At 44.5% G+C, this 14870-nt stretch carries 12 protein-coding genes; 11 read left to right on the top strand and 1 reads right to left on the bottom strand.

What is annotated here, in order from left to right:
- The first annotated feature begins 140 nt into the window (after positions 1–140).
- On the top strand, positions 141–647 hold the full coding sequence (locus tag FTT87_RS01295; protein ID WP_086195421.1) for a hypothetical protein: 507 nt from the start codon (positions 141–143) through the stop codon (positions 645–647).
- A gap of 46 nt (positions 648–693) precedes the next feature.
- Here FTT87_RS01295 and FTT87_RS01290 read toward each other — a convergent pair whose 3' ends face one another.
- Complete coding sequence (locus FTT87_RS01290; RefSeq protein WP_180174178.1) at positions 694–2112, bottom strand: phosphate--AMP phosphotransferase; 1419 nt, start codon at positions 2110–2112, stop codon at positions 694–696.
- A gap of 206 nt (positions 2113–2318) precedes the next feature.
- Between FTT87_RS01290 and FTT87_RS01285 the strand changes: the two genes are divergently transcribed.
- From FTT87_RS01285 to FTT87_RS01240, 10 genes are all read left to right on the top strand, one after another.
- Positions 2319–3023, top strand: a complete 705-nt coding sequence (locus tag FTT87_RS01285; RefSeq protein ID WP_180043268.1) for a hypothetical protein — start codon at positions 2319–2321, stop codon at positions 3021–3023.
- Positions 3024–3191: 168 nt separating this feature from the next.
- Positions 3192–4136 carry a bifunctional demethylmenaquinone methyltransferase/2-methoxy-6-polyprenyl-1,4-benzoquinol methylase UbiE gene (gene ubiE, locus FTT87_RS01280; protein ID WP_180174177.1) on the top strand — a complete coding sequence of 315 codons (945 nt, stop codon included), beginning with the start codon at positions 3192–3194 and terminating at the stop codon, positions 4134–4136.
- A gap of 11 nt (positions 4137–4147) precedes the next feature.
- Positions 4148–4831 carry an SCP2 domain-containing protein gene (locus FTT87_RS01275; protein ID WP_180043269.1) on the top strand — a complete coding sequence of 228 codons (684 nt, stop codon included), beginning with the start codon at positions 4148–4150 and terminating at the stop codon, positions 4829–4831.
- Between the two features lie 12 nt (positions 4832–4843).
- On the top strand, positions 4844–6463 hold the full coding sequence (locus FTT87_RS01270) for an AarF/ABC1/UbiB kinase family protein (protein WP_180043270.1): 1620 nt from the start codon (positions 4844–4846) through the stop codon (positions 6461–6463).
- Between the two features lie 203 nt (positions 6464–6666).
- Positions 6667–8346 carry a hypothetical protein gene (locus tag FTT87_RS01265; protein WP_180174176.1) on the top strand — a complete coding sequence of 560 codons (1680 nt, stop codon included), beginning with the start codon at positions 6667–6669 and terminating at the stop codon, positions 8344–8346.
- A gap of 53 nt (positions 8347–8399) precedes the next feature.
- The gene (locus FTT87_RS01260) at positions 8400–9488 is read left to right on the top strand and encodes an autotransporter outer membrane beta-barrel domain-containing protein (protein WP_180174175.1); all 1089 of its coding nucleotides are present in this window, start codon (positions 8400–8402) and stop codon (positions 9486–9488) included.
- A 164-nt stretch (positions 9489–9652) separates the two neighbouring features.
- Positions 9653–10732, top strand: a complete 1080-nt coding sequence (locus FTT87_RS01255; RefSeq protein WP_180174174.1) for a patatin-like phospholipase family protein — start codon at positions 9653–9655, stop codon at positions 10730–10732.
- A 230-nt stretch (positions 10733–10962) separates the two neighbouring features.
- On the top strand, positions 10963–11745 hold the full coding sequence (hisIE, locus tag FTT87_RS01250) for a bifunctional phosphoribosyl-AMP cyclohydrolase/phosphoribosyl-ATP diphosphatase HisIE (protein ID WP_180043274.1): 783 nt from the start codon (positions 10963–10965) through the stop codon (positions 11743–11745).
- Between the two features lie 15 nt (positions 11746–11760).
- Entirely contained in the window at positions 11761–13266 is a 1506-nt protein-coding gene (locus FTT87_RS01245) for a UvrD-helicase domain-containing protein (protein ID WP_180043275.1), read from the top strand.
- 30 nt (positions 13267–13296) lie between these two features.
- Positions 13297–14664, top strand: a complete 1368-nt coding sequence (locus FTT87_RS01240) for an AAA family ATPase (RefSeq protein ID WP_180174173.1) — start codon at positions 13297–13299, stop codon at positions 14662–14664.
- Positions 14665–14870: the final 206 nt, after the last annotated feature.

Raw genomic sequence — 14870 nt, 5'->3', positions numbered from 1 at the left:
AAGCATAAAGATTATTTACTATACAACGGCGTCTGTCTATGTCAGTTTTAACTGCACATTAGCTTTAAAAAGGCTTTGAAATTCACACCTTAATGATGGTTGAATAGAACAAATAACACAAAATTTAAGGTATTTACATGATGAAAATAGATAAAATTCCAGACGCAATCGATCCTCAGTTAGACTTGGAAAGCATTCGGGCAGAATGCCTGGAACTTGTCAAAAAACGTGCTTACTGTTCTGCAGGTGCAGCCGTCATTCCGGTTCCATTTCTGGATGTGGTCATCGATGTCGGAATTTTGTCACAACTCATTCCGGAAGTGAATGCACGTTTTGGTTTGGCTCCGGAACAAATCAGTGTCTATGACCCTGAAACCAAAAAAGTACACTGGCATGAACTGCGTAAACGGGGGGTAGAATTTTCCGGCCTGGTGGTGGCACGTACCGCAGTGAAAAAATCCCTCAACAATGTGGTAGCAAAGGTCATCACCAAACAGGTGACTAAATTTATTCCGCTAGGTGGTCAACTTGTTGCTGCAAGTTTAGGCTACATTGTGATGAAGAAAGTCGCCGAAGCTCACGTAGAAGACTGTTACAAAATTGCCAAAGGGATTCAACAAAAACAGCAAGCCCAAGCGGCGAGTTAATCATCCCTCGCTCTATTAATAAAAAATTCCGCTTGCAGCTGAGAACCTAATTGGTTCTCAGCTGCTTTAAAATGGTTCTTAATATTTCTAAACGTGCGGTATTTTTGTCATCGTTGGCAATAATATGCCACGGTGCATAAGTGGTGCTGGTATGTTCGAACATATCCGCAGCTGCATCCAAATAAGCATCCCATTTTTCCCGATTGCGCCAATCCTCTGGAGTGATTTTAAAGCGTTTGTTTGGCGTCTCTTCACGGGCTTTAAAACGGGCGGCCTGCTCATCCTTGCTAATCGCCAGCCAGAATTTGATCACTACAGTTTGACTATTGGCCAGATCCCTTTCAAAGCGGTTAATTTCATCATACGCCCGCTGCCACGCATGCTCACTGACCAGTCCCTCCACGCGTTCCACCAGCACCCGTCCATACCAGGAACGGTCAAAAATCCGGATGTCTTCATCAGTCTGCAACTTGGTCCAGAAACGCCACAAATACGGATGACGCATCTCATATCGTTCAGGAGCCGAAATACTATGAATGTCATATTCCCGCGGATCAAGATTTTTCACCAGCCGTTTGATGGTACCGCCCTTGCCTGCCGCATCCATACCTTCAAATACAATAATGGCTTTACGGTCATCAAAACGTAGCGCCTCGGCCACTTTTACCGATAGTTCTTTCAGCTCTTTTTTATAGTCTTCTTTGGTCGTGGACTGATTTTCTGGATGCAGCAACAACTCTGGAACAGGCGCCTGTTCCCATTCGGTTTCTACTTCGCTCAAATGCTCCGGACAGTTTTTCATAGCCGCCAAAATGATCTGTGCAAATTGTTGATTACGTAATTTTTCATCCTCGCAATCAATGATGTTCCAATCCTTGGTAAAACGCTGGCTGAGCTTTTGCAAACTGTCGTACTGCTTTTTATTACGCCAGTCCAGACCATGTAATTTATGCCAGTGCACTTCATGGGGATCCAGATTATCCATTCGCTTCTGCAAAGATTTCCAGGACAGATCAAACCAGACCTTCACCACATCGACATGATTATTTTTTAAGTCCTGCTCAAAAGCCTGCATATTGGCAATATAGGTATCAAACTGCGATTCATCCAGAGGCTTGGATACATGCAGGGCGGTGGCCAGCAAATCACTATACCAGTTGCCAAATAACACCATGAGCTGGCCTTCGGCAGGAATAAAGCTTGCATACGGCTGCCAGTAAGTCTGTGTGTTATTGAACATGTTGGCGGCATCAGCCTTAACCAGTAAATAACGCGGATCGACCCATTCACGCAGCTGCTTCACCGCCTCGCCCTTTCCAGCCAGTTCAATGCCATTGACCAGCACCAGTACGCTTTTGGCATTACTCTGACCACGGGTATTTCTTAACTGATATTGTGCTTCAATCAAATTCAGGGAAAGTTCATCTTCATCCAGCAGCAGATTTTTTGTTTTTTTCAGTGTCATCTTTTCCCCTATCCTTTTTTCTAAATTTCAGTCTATTCAAGCATAATCCTAGACTAAATTTGACCACATAGTGTTTATGTTGCTCAGAATTGCTGCGATTCCCGGCAAACTGACTTAATTTAAACCATTTTTCTTGCTGTTTGTCATAGCGACTTTGCCCGTCTCGCTCTAATATTTAGCCATCTAAAAAATAATAGAGACACAGCATGTCTAAACTGGCTGCATTGGATGATCTTTTAGAATTGTATTATCAATTGAATTATCATCAAAATCCTGACATTTTTCGGCGCCTGCAAGATGTACAGGCCTGGCAAAAACAGCGCATGCAGGCCACCCATAGTAAACAGTTTGCTGAAAAGCAGAATGTATTGATGTCAGAGTATTTTCTCAATCGTCTCTATGGCGGTCCAGATTTTGACGCACTGGCTGAGCAGATTGCCCGCTTGATGAAATATGCACACAAGGCTGAAAAGCTGATTCCTGAAAATGCGGTGAAAACAGGCACATCAGGGGTATCTTTAGCCATTTTGGCGGTACAGCTGGATGAACAGGTGGCCATGCAGCTCCTTGAAGATTATCATCCGCACGAAGCTCTAAACGATGAGATGATGCGTTTGACTTATCTAAAACTCGATCAGGGGCAGCCTCGTTTAAAACAGCTGGATTTACTCGACCAGCTGGGTTTTAGCCTGGATAAATACATGCGCTCGTTTATGGTTCAGACTGCATTTAAAATGTGTAAGGGGGCAGCCAGCAAATATAATTTCAACATCATGTATGAATTTATGCAGGATGGCTTTTTGGCCATGAAACCGTTAAAGTCAGCTGAGAAATTCGTGAAGGATTTTACCGCGGTTGAACGTCAGATTATCCATAAGGTTCACGCAGGCGATCCTCACCCGTTTCAGTAAATTATGTTGTGATGGAAATAACAAATTGCGCAGTGAATAAAAACACAGAGCAGATTTTATGTATATTATTCATAACAATTGCATGCAGATTGCTGTACAACGTCCTAGAATCTGTCATCATGCAAGCACTGCAACATTAACCCTATTTTTATGTTAGGAGTGACTCTAATGTCTAACGAAAAGCAAACGCCTCCCTCTACCCCTGAGCCGGCACAAAATACAGACAAAGTGAGTCCTTTCTTAACTGAGCCTCTTCCACAAGGCACTGCACAAGGTCAGCAACAATCTTTACAACAACAGTTAACCGATACGCCAGTGAGCGGTTCAGTTCCTAAATACAATCTGCCTCGTGGTGCCAATACCGGTAATGTCGGTCCGACTACGCACTTCGGTTATCAGACCGTCAGCAGTGAAGATAAAGCCCAGAAAGTGGCTGAAGTTTTCCATTCGGTTGCCAGCAAATACGACATCATGAATGACTTGATGTCTTTCGGTATTCACCGTCTCTGGAAACGTTTTGCCATTAATATGTCGGGCGTACGTCGTGGTCAGCATGTGCTGGATATTGCCGGCGGTACAGGGGACCTGGCCAAAGTCTTTAGCCGTGAAGTCGGTCCTACCGGTCATGTAGTCTTGTCTGACATTAACGAATCGATGCTGAACGTCGGTCGTGACCGCCTGACTGATGCTGGCTGTACCAATGTAGACTTCGTTTTGGCCAATGCTGAAACACTGGAACCATTTGCAGACAACAGTTTTGACTTGCTCACCATCAGCTTCGGTTTACGTAACGTGACCGATAAAGATGCTGCGCTGGCTGCCATGTACCGCGTGCTTAAGCCAGGTGGCCGTTTGCTGGTACTTGAATTCTCTAAACCGGTGTTTGAGCCATTCTCTAAACTGTATGACCTGTATTCATTCACGGCTTTACCGATCATGGGTAAAATTATTGCCAACGATTCTGAAAGTTATAAATATTTAGCCGAATCCATCCGTATGCATCCGGACCAACGTACCTTAAAAGGGATGATGGAAAATGCCGGCTTCCAGAACTGTGATTACCACAACCTGACGGGTGGTATTGTGGCGGTTCACCGCGGCTTTAAACTTTAAGGTTTTATACTATGTGGTCGATTCTGGCACTGGGTGCAGTTGAACGGTTAATTCATCATGTGATTGATCTGGATGCCATTACCCGCATCCAGCTGAATCAGTTGCAAGGCAAGATGCTGCGGGTGGTGATTGATTCACCGCAACTGTCTGTCGATGTATTCTTTGACGAAAATAAAGTGCGCCTAGAACCGACCGTCACCGGTCAGGCAGAACGTCCGTCCATTTTTGAGCAACGCCCGTTTGACCCGCAACAAACATCTATGCCAGCCACCGCAACCTTACAGGTTAAAAATGTGGTTGAGCTAATCAAACTGCTGCTGGCAGATGATGTAGGCAATATTCCGCTGCAGGGTGACTATCACCTGTTGCAGGATATTCAACGCATTCTACAACAGGCTGAACCGGATTTGGCTGCACATTTAAGTCCGTGGATTGGCCCTGCCCTTGCTCATGAACTGGGTAAAATCCAGCTGGCACCAAAACATTTAAAACGTTCCTTAGAAAGTTATTTATTCTTTGCTGAAGATGCGTTAAAAGAAGATACAGGTTTATTTGCTGCACGTTGGCAAATGGACGATCTGCAACAAGATACCCGAATTTTCAATCAAAATTTAGACCGTGCTGAAGCCAAGATTCAACAGCTTCAGGCACAGATTGATGCCGATTCAGATACACCCGCTTCATCTCAAGACTAGGTAATTACATTTATGATTCCGCACGTTTCACGTTTACTCGGACTTTGGCGCATCGCCGCGCACTATAGACTCGACACGTTGTTTCCTGCGGAAGAATTACCGGAAAAAGCCCGTCATGCTTTAAGTTTCATTCGCATGCACCCTGCGGCATGGTCCAGTCGTGAGCGTAAAAATCCGCTTAAGCTGAAAGAAGCGCTAGAGGAAATGGGACCGCTGGCAATTAAATTGGGACAGCTGCTTTCTACCCGTCGCGACCTGATGCCACCTGAAGTTTTACAGCAACTGGTCTTATTGCAAGACCGGGTCAAACCCTTTGATAGCAATGTGGCTAAAACACGAATTCAGCAATCACTAAAAGCCGATGTAAATACCTTGTTTGCACGTTTTGATGAACAACCGCTTGCCGCAGCGTCCATTGCACAAGTCCATACGGCTGCCCTGCATGATGGCCGCGAAGTGGTGGTGAAAGTCACCCGTCCCGACATTCGCACTCAAATTCTGCAAGATTTTGAAATTCTGGACTGGCTGGGAGCAGCGCTGGAAAAACGTCTGGAAGCCGCACGTGCCCTGCATTTATCGGAAATTATTCAGGACTATCGTCAGATCATTTTAAATGAGCTGGATTTGACTCTAGAAGCTGACAACACCCGCCGTATGCGCCATTATTTTACTGGCTCAAGCATGATGTATGTGCCTGAAGTGTATATGGACAGCAAAGATGTGATGGTGGCTGAACGCATCACCGGTGTTCCGATTTCCGATACTGCGACCTTTGACCGCATGGGGATGAATCGTGCGGACCTGGCAGAAAAAGGTCTGACCATTTTCTTCACTCAGGTGTTCCGTGACAACTTTTTCCATGCCGACATGCATCCCGGTAATGTATTTGTCGAAACCATTAATCCCGCCAATCCACGCTTTATTGCGCTGGACTGCGCGATTATGGGTGAGCTCTCCAAGCATGACCAGATGACCGTAGCACGCATGTTACTTGCGGTCATGAACAGCAATTTTATGCAGCTGATTCAGATTGTGCACCAAGCTGGCTGGATTCCACCGGGTACCGATCAGGATGCTCTGGCCCGTGAAATGCGTCGCACCGTAGGTCCAATGGTATCAAAACCGATGAGCGAGTTGGACTTTGCCGGCATCCTGATTCAAGTGATGGATATCGCCCGTCGTTTCCATCTGGAAATTCCACCACAATTAATGTTGTTGCTCAAAACACTGGTGCATGTGGAAGGTTTGGGCACTGACCTCTATCCAGATCTTGATATCTGGAAACTGGCTAAACCTATCCTGACCGACTGGATTAAAGCCAATATGAATCCAGTGAAAAACATGAAGGAAATTGGTCAGCAAATTCCAGACCTTCTGCTGGGTGCACAAGATTTACCAAGCCTGATGATTGACAGCCTGAATGGTTTAAAAAACCAGTCTGCCTGGCATTCCAAACAATTGCATGAACTGCAAAGCATGCGTCTGCAAATGGAACATCAGCAAAAACGTAGCTGGATGTTTGGCAGTATCATGGCGATATTGCTGTCGATTGCGATTATTGCGCCGTGGTATGTATCTATTATTCTGATCATACTTGCGAGCTTGCTGGCTGTCTGGCGAATTGCGAAATAAGATTCCAATTCAAAAATAATATCAGCCCACTTATATGAGGGCTGAGTTTTTATTAATTTATCAATAAATTATTCAAGTATTATTTCATAATGATTTGTTGCATTTAGTTCAATTTAGGTGTTTTTTTCACTTATTTTTTAACCATTTTTTTGTTATAAAGTAAAGCATGACTCATAACTAAAACTTAGGCTTTAGGGAATACTATGTTTAATCGAACTTTTAAACTAACAACATTAGCAATTGCAACTTCATTATTGGCGGCTTGTGGCGGTGGGGGAAGTAGTTCGTCTACACCTGCTGCACCCACTATTAACGGTCTGGCTGTAGATGGGCCACTAGCAGGTGCTACAGTCACTTTCACTGAATGTAATAATGCTACCACAACAACAAAAAGTGACGGTACATTCACCTTCCCTCAGGGCTGTACATCAAGTCCTGTAACTGTCACTGGTGGTATCGATACAGCAACAGATTTACCGTTTACTGGAGAAATTAAAGCGCCAAAACGTACATCAAATGAGCAAAATACCATTGTAGTTTCACCAATTACTACACTCATTCAAGCCAGTATCGCAGCGGGTGCTACTACACCTGAAGAAGCAACGCAACAAATTGCAACGGCTTTGGGCTTAGCAGATAAAGATTTACTGTCAATTGATCCAATGAAAGATCAGGAAGTCTATGCCAAAACTGTTGCAGTGCAACAAATGGTTGAACAAATTCAAGCCGTTGTAACATCTCTAGGCGGTAGCACCACTCAAGCGGACTTAAATACTGTAGCATTTTCTGCATTACAAGCTGCATTGTCTACAGCTCCGGCTTCAGAAAATACATTGACTAGTACCGCGACCATCACAGCTGCAATTTCTGCAACCGTAGAAGCAGTAAAAGAAGATTTACCAGCCGAGACCGCGGCAAACTTGGCAAATGTAAAAACCAACCTTTCAGCGTTAAGTGCTGAAGTCATTTCAAGCAATGTTCAATCTGTAGAAACTGCGATTCAAAATGTACCTGCTGCAACATTCAGTGCAGGTACTGACAGTATTAAAACAGCGACACAAACTGCTGTGGTTGAAGCAAAATCATCTGTTGCTGCTGAAAAAACGGTTACAGCTTTAGTGGATGTGCTAATTCAAACACCTGCGCAAGTTGCAAGTTCACTTCAGGCAATCAGTGCAGCTGTTGCTGAAGATAATAGCTCTGGAGTGACTACAGCACTTACACAGCTTGAACAAGCTGCTAATATAACGCTCCCTGCTGAAATTAAAGAAACTGTTGAAAAAGCCAATCAGTTCTATGCAGACTATTTAGAATTGAATGGTTTTAGTGTACAGAGTCAGGACAAAACGATTACAGAACTAAATGCTTCACTCACTACCCCTATTCAAGTAACAAGTTTAAATAACCTTTTGGTGGGTATCACTTCTCAAGGTACATATGCAACAACAGCTAGCCCAGTTATTGCTACAGCAGCTTTACGCATCAGTACTAATACACAAGCTGTGACCATTTCTGCGAATCAATTAAATCTTAAATTTAACGCCGGTACATTAACTGAAGCTATCATTCCAGCAGGGTCTCAAATTAGTGTTGATTCAACAATCAGTTCTTTAAAGGGTACTTTTCCAATTGGTACTTCACAAAGTGTTCTGAGCAACAATAAAGTTGCATTAAATACAACAACTTTAGGCTCACTCGTTCCAGTTTTAGCATCTCAACTCAATAGCTTTAGCTTAAAAGGTGACACGGTTACCGTGACTGCAGTCATTAAAGTAGCGCCGGTTATTGCCATTAACAATGGCAGTCTTGCTGTTGCATCTAAATATACTTTAGGTACAACTGATGGATCAGGCGTATCGGCTAAATTTAAGGTAACGCAATAATTGAAACTAAAGAGCTGCTGCAAAGCAGCTCTTTTTTATCATCTGGAAAAAACATGAAAAAAACATCCACCATTCTGGGATTATTTTTAGGTGGTACCGCTGTTGCCTACGCTGCCCCGAATGATCCGTACCTACATGCAAAAAACTTTAATGCTCCTGCTTCTACACTGCAAATAGATCTTGCCGTGGACGCAGTCAATGACAGCATTGATATCTTTAATATGCGTGAAAGCGAAGGGGTCAACGATAGCTCAGCTGGAGATTACCAAGGTTTTCATTTGTCTGGTCAGTATGAACTGAATCCCCAGTGGTCCATTGAAGCGAGCTACTGGCAGCGTGAAATTGAATACCGCCAGGATAGCAACGAAATTGACAGTGCCTTGCTGGCTGTGCGCTACACGCCGGCACTACAGCTCAAAAAGCGTGATGCATTAAGTTTCCGTGCCAGTGTATGGGGTAATACTGCAGACACCCTATCCAAATCCAGTCCAACCTTGGTGAATCAGCAAACCTTCAATCAGGTTCAGGTACACAGCCCAGAAGACCTTCAGCTACAGCTCGATGCCATTTTCTCGCGCAAACTGGATCCGATGAACCAGCTCAATGCTTTTGCCAGTGTAGGTTATAGCAAAGTCAAAGTCAGCAGTGTTGACCTTCAGGCAGAGCTAGCAGGCTGCTTAATGGACATCTCAGTCAATAACAGTAATCAATATGCCGCAAAATTGGCAGCACCCTGCCCTATAGCTACCGAACTTAGCCTACAAGGCAATGCCAACGAGTTTGGTTTTGATATCGAGAAAGACCTGAATTACGATAGCTATTATACGGGCCTAGGCGGCTCATGGAACTGGCGCTATAAACAGTTTGAAAGCCAAATTGCCTATCAATATCAGCGTTTATGGCGCGATAAAATTGATGACCGCGTGAGCAATTTTGGCAACGCAGCGATTAAAGACAATCATACCCTTGGCATAAAATTCAGCTACGATTTTACGCCACAGATCACTGCTTTCTTACAGGGTGAAATCTATCAGAACAACTTTGTTGGCAATATTCCTTTTCTCTATAATGGAGTCACGGCATCACGTTTAGACAAACGTTATGGACTGGCTTCTTTAGGGCTCAATATCCGTATGTTCTAGGCTTAAAGCCCTTAAAAAAAACCGTTTATCAATCCGCAGCTTTACAGGAGATGCGGATTTTTTTATTTTACTGACTGATCAGTCATTCACTGAATAATCTCGCCATTGTTGCTTCTGTATGGAAGATTAAAATAATTGCACACCTGTAGATTGAATAATAGATCATGACGCAAATCTTGCAAAAACGCCCTGTTTCATTAAATATCCGTGCTGGCAAATTGGCACGTCAACTGATTGAAAAAGAAGGCTTACAGGCAAATTTTGTCGATATTGTTCCCGGTGCTGCAGGTGGTCCCAAAGGCTTAGGCATTCAAGGCCTCGATCAAGCCATTTTTGGCGATTTCCTTGCGCAGGCACCACAGCGCAGAACCCTGATTGGCTCATCCATTGGCAGCTGGCGTTTTGCCAGTATTGCGGCCTGGGGCGCAAAAGAAGGGACTGAGCGCCTTGCAGAGCTTTATACCCACCTGTATTTCCATAAAAAAATGACCCGTCAGGAAGTCGGTAATATTTGCCGCGACATGCTGCTCAATCTGGTGCAAGGCAAAGAACAGCAACTGGTTGAGCATCCCGACTATCACCTGACCGTCATCTCGGTCAAAGCCCAGCACATTTTCCAGAGTGACAGATCCCTGCCGTTAATGGCATCGGTGGTCGGCATTATTGGCAGCAATGCCTTGGCACGCAAGCACAACCGTCTGTTTATGCAGCGGGTGATCAGCCAACCGGAAATGGGGAAACAATTTAAAATCGATGATGATTTTACCACGCATTATCAGCCTTTAAATCTCAGTAATGTCACCTCTTGGTTAATGGCTTCAGCTTCTATTCCCGGAGTGATGGCTGCAATCCGTGATATTCCCGATGCCCCGAAAGGCAGTTACCGTGATGGCGGTTTAATTGATTATCACCTTGATCTGCCGTTTCAGAGTCAGGGCATTGTGCTGTATCCGCATTTTAGCGACAGCATTACTCCGGGCTGGTTTGACAAAATGTTGAAAAATCGCAAGGCTAATCCGGAAAATCAGGCACGCACTTTATTGCTTTCCCCCTCAATCGAATATTTACAGTCCTTACCGCTCGGCCGCTTGCCAGATCGTAAAGATTTCACTCTAAAAGGGCTGGACCAGAAACAGCGGATTCAAATGTGGAATCAGTCGATAGCTGAAAGCCAGCGCATGGGGGATGAGTTTTTGGAAATGGTGGAAAAACAGAACTTTCCGCAGCTGATGCAGGATTTATAAAAGCAAGTAGAGGAAAAACTATAGGTGCTTGATTAAGTGAACCGGTTTATTTTCCTATGCTTGGAATATTATAAAATCTTGGGTGAATAAAGCACCTGAACCTCTTGAATCAGAAATCAAAAGGTTCATGCGTATATTTTTTTCTCAAACAGTCGCTAATCACGTACACTATACAGCTGCGATTTTGATTCGCTGTTTTCCATTTTGAACATATTTTTGGTGAAATTCTCATGAACAACGCGCAATGGCTCGATGAAGTAAAATTTAACGAACAAGGTCTGATCCCTGCCATTGCCCAGCATCATCAAAGCGGACGTGTCCTGATGGTGGCCTGGATGAACCGTGAGGCTTTGGCTTTAACTGCAGAAAAAAATCAGGCGGTATATTTCTCCCGTTCACGCAACAAGTTATGGCACAAGGGTGAAGAATCCGGTCATTTTCAGACTGTGCATGAAATCCGTCTGGACTGTGATGCCGACGTGATTGTGTTGCAGATTGAACAGCACGGCGGTATTGCCTGTCATACTGGTCGTGAATCATGTTTCTACCGCAAATTGACCGCAAATGGCTGGGAAATTGTCGATGCACAGTTGAAAGATCCGAGTCAGATTTATGCTGAAAAATCAACCAATCCACATACTCTGGCCATGAATGCCTCGACTGCCCAGTCTGAACAAGTCGAAGTTCTGGACTATTTGGGCCAGATGATGGCAGAGCGCAAAAAAGCCGACCCGGATTCATCTTATGTCGCCAAGCTGTATCACAAAGGCTTGAATAAAATTCTGGAAAAAGTCGGTGAAGAAAGCGTTGAAACCATCATCGCAGCCAAAGATTTTAAATCTGAAGCCAATACAGACAATAAAAACGACCTGATTTACGAAGTTGCCGATTTATGGTTCCACACCATTGTGATGCTGGGTTATTTCGACCTCGACCCACAACTGGTATTAAACGAGCTGGCTCGTCGCCAAGGCCTGTCTGGCCTGGTGGAAAAAGCCAATCGTCAGCATTAATTCAGTCTTTTTACCGTGTCAGTATCTAAAAAGCCCAATCCCACCTACGAGCAAGCGCTTGCTATAGATAATGCGCGTCTGGGCAATTCCTTCAAAGTGATTGCCTATGCTGGCACAGGTAAAACCACCACCCTGCAAATGATCAGCGATGCCATGCCAGAACGGCGTGGCATGTATCTGGCATTTAACAAAGCCATTGCAGCAGAAGCACAAAGTAAATTTCATCGCAATGTCGACTGTCGAACCTTTCACTCGCTGGCTTTTCGCAGTGTGCCACGCGGTGTCACCGACAAACTTCGCTTGCCGCGTTTAAGTCCGAGCTTTATTGCCAAGGAATACCGGCTACAACCGATTACCCTGCGCCGAATGATGGGCGGACGTTATGAAAAATATGTCATGATGCCGTCGCGTCTCGCCAGTCTGGTGGCCAATGCCGTCAGCTATTTCTGCTCGACCAGTTCGCAATATCCGGCACCGCGACATCTGCAGGCACCGAGCTGGTTGCATCCGGACGATATTGAAGAGTTGCAGAAGCATCTTTATCCGGCCATTGAACGGCGCTGGCTAGAGTCGATTGATCCCGATCATCAAGCCGGTATAGGGCATGATATTTATCTGAAACTTTGGGCCTTGTCTGAACCGAATATTCCTGCAGACTATGTATTGTTTGATGAAGCACAAGATGCCGACCCACTGATGTTGGGTATTTTGCTGCGTCAAAGAAATACCCAGGTGATTTATGTCGGCGATGCCCATCAACAAATTTATGCTTGGCGCGGTGCTGTTAATGCCATGCAACAATTGCCACTGCCTGAATCACGCCTGACCACCTCGTTCCGTTTTGGTGAAGAGATTGCCTTAAATGCCAACGCCATTTTAGGTGCATTAAATGAAACCGTACCCTTGCTCGGCAATCCGTTACTGAATTCTAAAGTGGTGAATAAACCGCACACCAAACAGCGTGATGCTATTTTGTGCCGCACCAATGCCCGCGCGATGGAATTGCTACTTTCCGGACTGGTGCATGGCGACAAAGTCAGCTTGCAGGCCGATCATGTCAGACTAAACCGTTTTGTCGATGCTGCCAGCATGCTAAAACAGGGCCGTCGGGTCACCGATGTACCGGAACTGGCTTGGTTTAATTCCTGGCACGACGTGCATGAATACTGTGAAACCAATGATGGCAGTGACATTAAACCGCTGGTCAAACTGGTGGATGATCACGGAACCGATCCACTAAAAAGAGCCTTGGCCAAAATCACCCCGATTGAACAGGCTGACTACATTATTTCGACCGCACACAAAGCCAAAGGCCTGGAATGGGACCGTGTGCATATCGAAGATGACTATCAGTTTAAGGTTAATGAAAAAGACCATAAAATTAGTGACGAAGAGTTACGATTACTTTACGTGGCCTGTACACGTGCTAAAGTAAGTTTAAATATTCACCACATTTACGATCTGGTACAACAGCTGAAAAAGCAAATGCCGGTCTCGCTGCGTAAAGCTGTGGGAGAATAAGTTTCGCTTTAGCTGCAAGGCAGGTGTTTTATGAAAATTGACTCCATTCAACTCAAACACGCACTTCATTTTGCCGATCTCAAGCTGAAATTTAGTGACAAACCCATCACTCTGATTCTGGGCGATCAAAGCTCCGGTAAAACCGGCATTTTAAAATTCACCTATCAGGCACTCACCTGGTTTGCAGCCCGTTATAAAGACTCGCGTGCTGCCGGTGTGGTCATGCAGGATCAGGACATCATGTTTACCCGCCTGCAATCCAAAATTGATATTCGGGTTCAGATTCCTCCAGATATTGGGACTTTAAATGCCTCTAGCGAAGCTGGAGACAAGACCCTGACGACGTGTGACTGGCAGATTTATAAAACTTTAAATAGTCATGGCATTGGCACCAGCAAAGCCGAAACCCAGCAATTAGACAATCTGGTGGAACTCTATCATAACGCGCTGAAGCACGATCAGCAGCAAGGCTTACCGCTCATTGCCTATTACCCAGCAGAACGCTTTGTCCATGAAATGAATATTCAGAGCAAAAATAATCCGGTGGTGTTTCAGACTTCACATGCCTATGAAATTTCCAGCATTCCCTATACCACCTTTAGCCGTTTCTTTGAATGGTTTCGTGAAATCAGCGATATTGAAAATGCCCAAATTGCGCAGCTGTTTCAGCAGCTCATTACCAATTCGTCCATCCAGAAAAATAAAGACAAAGATTTTTTACAACAATTGGTCCATGCCCAAAAGCAAATGAACTCGCCGAGTCTGGACGCTTTAAAACAGGCTTTGAGCACTGTTCTTCCCAATTTTGAAGATATTTATGTGCAGTATCAGCCTAAATTGCAACTGCTGGTGAGTTATGCGGGAAAAACCATGCTCTATCAGCAACTTTCCAACAGTGTTAAAAACTGGATCGCCTTGGTGGGAGATATTGTACGGCGTTTGTGCCTGCTCAATCCCAAAAGTTTATATCCCTGTCTGGAAGGCGACGGTATTTTGCTGATTGATGCCATTGACCACCAGCTGGATCAAAATACCTCGCAAGTGATTTTGCAGCGCCTGCATCAGGCGTTTCCGCGCCTGCAAATTGTTGCTACCGGCAACCGCATGGAATTACTGGAACATGCAGTGGAATATCAATGTTTAAAACTGGAACATAAGCAGCTGTTTGATATGCAGCTACAGCCGTTACAGGAAAAGTTTGACACGATTTATGAAAATCTGGTGTTTAATGAGGAAGTGATTGAAGCCGATGCCTTAACTGAGCCTGAATCAGAAAACATGACCCCACAAAGCCTGCTAGAGCAGATCCAGCAACATTTAACGCCAGAACAACAAGCAGAATTATTGCACTTAATGCAACAGCAGGATGATACATCGTCCTCTCATCCTATCTCCTGACACAACAATTTGAATGGTATTCGAAAATACTCAGTATCTCTTTAAAAAATCCTGTTTAGTATTGCATCTAGCTAAACACGCTACGCCCCTCAAGCATGGAGGGGCGTATAATAAGTCAGGCAAGTATTTATGAAATGTTAACAAACCCGATTGTGCGCGCAAAAATAATTGATGTTGTTTTACTCATGCAATAAGATCATGTATAT

This window comes from Acinetobacter sp. YH01022 (assembly GCF_013420235.1).
Classification (GTDB): Bacteria; Pseudomonadota; Gammaproteobacteria; order Pseudomonadales; family Moraxellaceae; genus Acinetobacter.
Note: the sequence above shows the minus strand (reverse complement) of the source record. Positions and strands in the feature narration are given on the sequence as shown.

Bases quoted from the DNA above. Each gene is read 5' to 3' on its own strand.
- FTT87_RS01295 (WP_086195421.1), top strand. From the start codon at position 141: ATGAAAATAGATAAAATTCCAGACGCAATCGATCCTCAGTTAGACTTG.
- FTT87_RS01290 (WP_180174178.1), bottom strand. From the start codon at position 2,112: ATGACACTGAAAAAAACAAAAAATCTGCTGCTGGATGAAGATGAACTT.
- FTT87_RS01285 (WP_180043268.1), top strand. From the start codon at position 2,319: ATGTCTAAACTGGCTGCATTGGATGATCTTTTAGAATTGTATTATCAA.
- ubiE (WP_180174177.1), top strand. From the start codon at position 3,192: ATGTCTAACGAAAAGCAAACGCCTCCCTCTACCCCTGAGCCGGCACAA.
- FTT87_RS01275 (WP_180043269.1), top strand. From the start codon at position 4,148: ATGTGGTCGATTCTGGCACTGGGTGCAGTTGAACGGTTAATTCATCAT.
- FTT87_RS01270 (WP_180043270.1), top strand. From the start codon at position 4,844: ATGATTCCGCACGTTTCACGTTTACTCGGACTTTGGCGCATCGCCGCG.
- FTT87_RS01265 (WP_180174176.1), top strand. From the start codon at position 6,667: ATGTTTAATCGAACTTTTAAACTAACAACATTAGCAATTGCAACTTCA.
- FTT87_RS01260 (WP_180174175.1), top strand. From the start codon at position 8,400: ATGAAAAAAACATCCACCATTCTGGGATTATTTTTAGGTGGTACCGCT.
- FTT87_RS01255 (WP_180174174.1), top strand. From the start codon at position 9,653: ATGACGCAAATCTTGCAAAAACGCCCTGTTTCATTAAATATCCGTGCT.
- hisIE (WP_180043274.1), top strand. From the start codon at position 10,963: ATGAACAACGCGCAATGGCTCGATGAAGTAAAATTTAACGAACAAGGT.
- FTT87_RS01240 (WP_180174173.1), top strand. From the start codon at position 13,297: ATGAAAATTGACTCCATTCAACTCAAACACGCACTTCATTTTGCCGAT.